This window comes from bacterium endosymbiont of Bathymodiolus sp. 5 South, from assembly GCF_900128535.1.
Lineage (GTDB): Bacteria > Pseudomonadota > Gammaproteobacteria > PS1 > Pseudothioglobaceae > Thiodubiliella.
In genome coordinates, this window is the sequence record NZ_FQTR01000286.1 from 1 (window position 1) to 1548 (window position 1548).

A 1548-nucleotide genomic window follows, 5' to 3' on the forward strand; every position below is an offset into this window, starting at 1 on the left:
GGTATCAATGTGTTTACCGACTATGAGTCCAAGTCCAGTCACAAACGCCTAAGCCTTGGTTTAGAATACCAGCGTGCTAACTTTAGTGTCAATATCAATAAATACCATATATTTTCAGACAAAAAATTAGTCAACAGCGTAAAAGAGAGAGGTATGTCAGGTTACGATGTCAAACTCAGCGGTCAAGCCCCTTACCTACCTTGGGCAAAGATCAAAGGCACTTATTATCACTGGGATACTACAGCAGGTCCAAACATTAAGGGTAATATTTTGGGTGTGGATATTGAGCTTACCCCATCGGTGAGCTTTGAGTTTGGTCAAGAAAACAACAACACCATCAATGTCAAAAGTTACGGCAAACTCACGGTAAAACTACCACTGGGCAACAAACAAAAATTCACCAACTTTGCCATTGCCAGCAAAGCCTTTAAAGACAGCCGAAAAATGGACTTAGGCGCACTTGCTTGGGCGGAGCGTAGTAATAAAATAGCAAAAGAAATAATAATTGTACAAAATGGTGGGGTACCACCACCACCACCACCACCACCAACAGTTTCGGTTGATCACACCATGAATGGGGATATTTCTGTTGATCTTAAACCAATTAAGCGCACTACTGGCCATCAATCGTCAGCTTTTGTTGGAGGATTTAATACAATTGGCGCCCCCACAGTGCTGATATGGGCATATGGAGCCTATACAAAATTTTCCGTTATATTACACGATAAGAAGAATGACATACAGTACGAAGTTCATCTAATAGCCAACCAAGGAAAATGCGTGAATCTAATTATTCCAATTAATAGTGCAGGAACTTGTAATGGTGGTATTCCACCAAAAAAAATACAGATTAATTTTGACAAAGTATTAAATAAAAGCCTTCCTAGTGGCATTACATTAAGTGGTCATTTTTCATTAAAGCGACTTCAATGGTCATCTATGGATACAACTAATATTGAAATACACAATTTTAAAGTTAACTGGAAAGTGCCCCCTAGTTAATTAGTCACCCCTTAAAAACTATACAACCACTTGATTTAAAACAATAAAACCAATAATAATCATAGACAAATAAACCAACTTCCACTAAAATAACCCTTATTTCTTGGTCGTTTTGTTTAAAAAATATGCTAACTGAATCTTTGCCAATATCCACCCAACAAAATCTGTTTCATTCAGAACTTTTCAACCAACTAGACACCAAAGACCCACTCATTGCTTTGTCTCACACCATGGATTGGGAAGTCTTTGATGTCGTGTTCTCAAGGCATTATTGCCATGATAACGGCGTACCCTCAAAACCTATTAGGCTGATGGTGGGCTTGCTTATTCTTAAACAGCTAGAGAATCTCTCTGACGAGCGTGTTGTATTGTAGTTTAAGCGCAACCCTTATTACCAATACTTCTGTGGCTACTCAAACTATATGCCAGGTATGCCTGCAATGCCACCGAGTTGGTGCACTTTAGGAAGCGTATAGGCGTTAAAGGTTTTAATCTTATTTTTAAAATGAGTGTTGCCTTGCATGGCAAACAAGCCCAAGAGTCTAG

Annotated in this window: 2 protein-coding genes; both read left to right on the forward strand. The window is 38.8% G+C overall.

What is annotated here, in order from left to right:
* On the forward strand, nt 1-1002 hold a 1002-nt coding region (locus BBROOKSOX_RS10855), incomplete at its 5' end, for an inverse autotransporter beta domain-containing protein (RefSeq protein WP_139661809.1).
* A gap of 125 nt (nt 1003-1127) precedes the next feature.
* The gene (locus BBROOKSOX_RS10860; RefSeq protein ID WP_139661811.1) at nt 1128-1376 is read left to right on the forward strand and encodes a transposase; all 249 of its coding nucleotides are present in this window, start codon (nt 1128-1130) and stop codon (nt 1374-1376) included.
* Nucleotides 1377-1548: the final 172 nt, after the last annotated feature.